This window comes from Allobosea massiliensis, assembly GCF_042655245.1.
GTDB classification, from domain to species: domain Bacteria; phylum Pseudomonadota; class Alphaproteobacteria; order Rhizobiales; family Beijerinckiaceae; genus Allobosea; species Allobosea massiliensis.
The window spans coordinates 1-1,366 of the sequence record NZ_JBHSLU010000147.1 but is presented as its reverse complement, the minus strand read 5'-3'; the positions used below and the strand labels follow the sequence as shown (position 1 = coordinate 1,366).

General features: G+C 63.3%; 2 protein-coding genes. Both read right to left on the bottom strand.

Annotation, left to right across the window (positions count from 1 at the left end; translation table 11 throughout):
• Positions 1 to 203: NAD-dependent epimerase/dehydratase family protein (locus tag ACFPN9_RS27960; protein WP_377817959.1), on the bottom strand; the 203-nt coding region annotated here is incomplete at its 3' end.
• Positions 193 to 1,269, bottom strand: coding sequence for a GDP-mannose 4,6-dehydratase (gmd, locus tag ACFPN9_RS27955; protein WP_377817960.1), 1,077 nt, complete (start codon positions 1,267 to 1,269; stop codon positions 193 to 195). The genes ACFPN9_RS27960 and gmd, both read right to left, overlap by 11 nt.
• Positions 1,270 to 1,366: the final 97 nt, after the last annotated feature.

The following is a 1,366-nucleotide window of genomic DNA, read 5'->3' as shown; positions in this document are numbered from 1 at the left end:
AGCCAGTTTTCGGTCTGTTCCTGTCGCAGCAGGTCGACATCGCTGCGGCCGGCCGTGACGATCTCGCAGTTCTCGCTCTGCAGGCGGCGCACCAGCGCCGCCCCCACCATGCCGCGATGCCCCGCGACCCAGACGCGCTTGCCCGTCAGATCGAAAGCGGCCTCACTCGGCGATGGATCACTCGGCCAAGTCTCACTCGGCATTGCGGCGACGCTCCTGCTGGACCACCTTCAGGTCGGACGCCACCATCTCCTCGCAGAGCTGCTGCCACTTGGTATCGTGCTTCCAGCCAAGCTTGGTGTGCGCCTTGGTCGGGTCGCCGATCAGCAGTTCCACCTCGGTCGGGCGGAAATAGCGCGGATCGATCTCGACCAGCACCTTGCCGGTCTTCGCGTCGATGCCCTTCTCGTCGACGCCCTCGCCCTGCCAAGCGACGTCGATGCCGACCTGCTTGAAGCCGTGGCTGACGAAGTCGCGCACCATCGTGGTCTCGCCGGTGGCGAGGACATAATCGTCCGGCTCGTCCTGCTGCAGCATCAGCCACATGCCGCGGACATATTCGCGGGCATGGCCCCAGTCGCGCTTGGCGTCAAGATTGCCGAGATAGAGCTTGTCCTGATAGCCCAGATGCATCGCCGCGATCGCGCGCGTGATCTTACGGGTAACGAAGGTCTCGCCGCGCAGCGGGCTCTCATGGTTGAACAGGATGCCGTTCGAGGCGTGCATGCCATACGCCTCGCGGTAGTTCACAACGATCCAGTAGGCGTAGAGCTTGGCAGCCGCGTAGGGGCTGCGCGGATAAAACGGCGTCTTCTCGCTCTGCGGAATCTCCTGGACCTTGCCGTAGAGCTCCGAGGTCGACGCCTGATAGAATTTTGTCTTCTTGGTCAGGCCGAGCAGGCGGATCGCTTCGAGCAGGCGCAGCGTGCCGGTGGCGTCGGCGTTCGAGGTGTATTCCGGGGTCTCGAACGAGACCTGGACATGGCTCTGGGCCGCGAGGTTGTAGATTTCGTCGGGCTGAACCTCCTGCACGATGCGGATGAGGTTGGTCGAATCTGTCAGGTCGCCATAGTGAAGAACGAAGCGCTGATCCTTCTCGTGCGGGTCCTGGTAAAGATGCTCGATGCGCCCCGAATTGAACGAGGACGAGCGGCGCTTGATGCCGTGAACGACGTAGCCCTTCTCGAGCAGAAGCTCGGAAAGATACGCGCCATCCTGCCCCGTCACGCCCGTGATGAGCGCGACCTTCCCAACCCCAGACTTGTCCATACCGCTCTCCAGTTGCGCCGCTCCAGCCTGGCCGACGCTGCGCCCCGCGCCCGTTCGATCGGAGGTGACCGATGCAGCGATGCGCAAATCCCACATC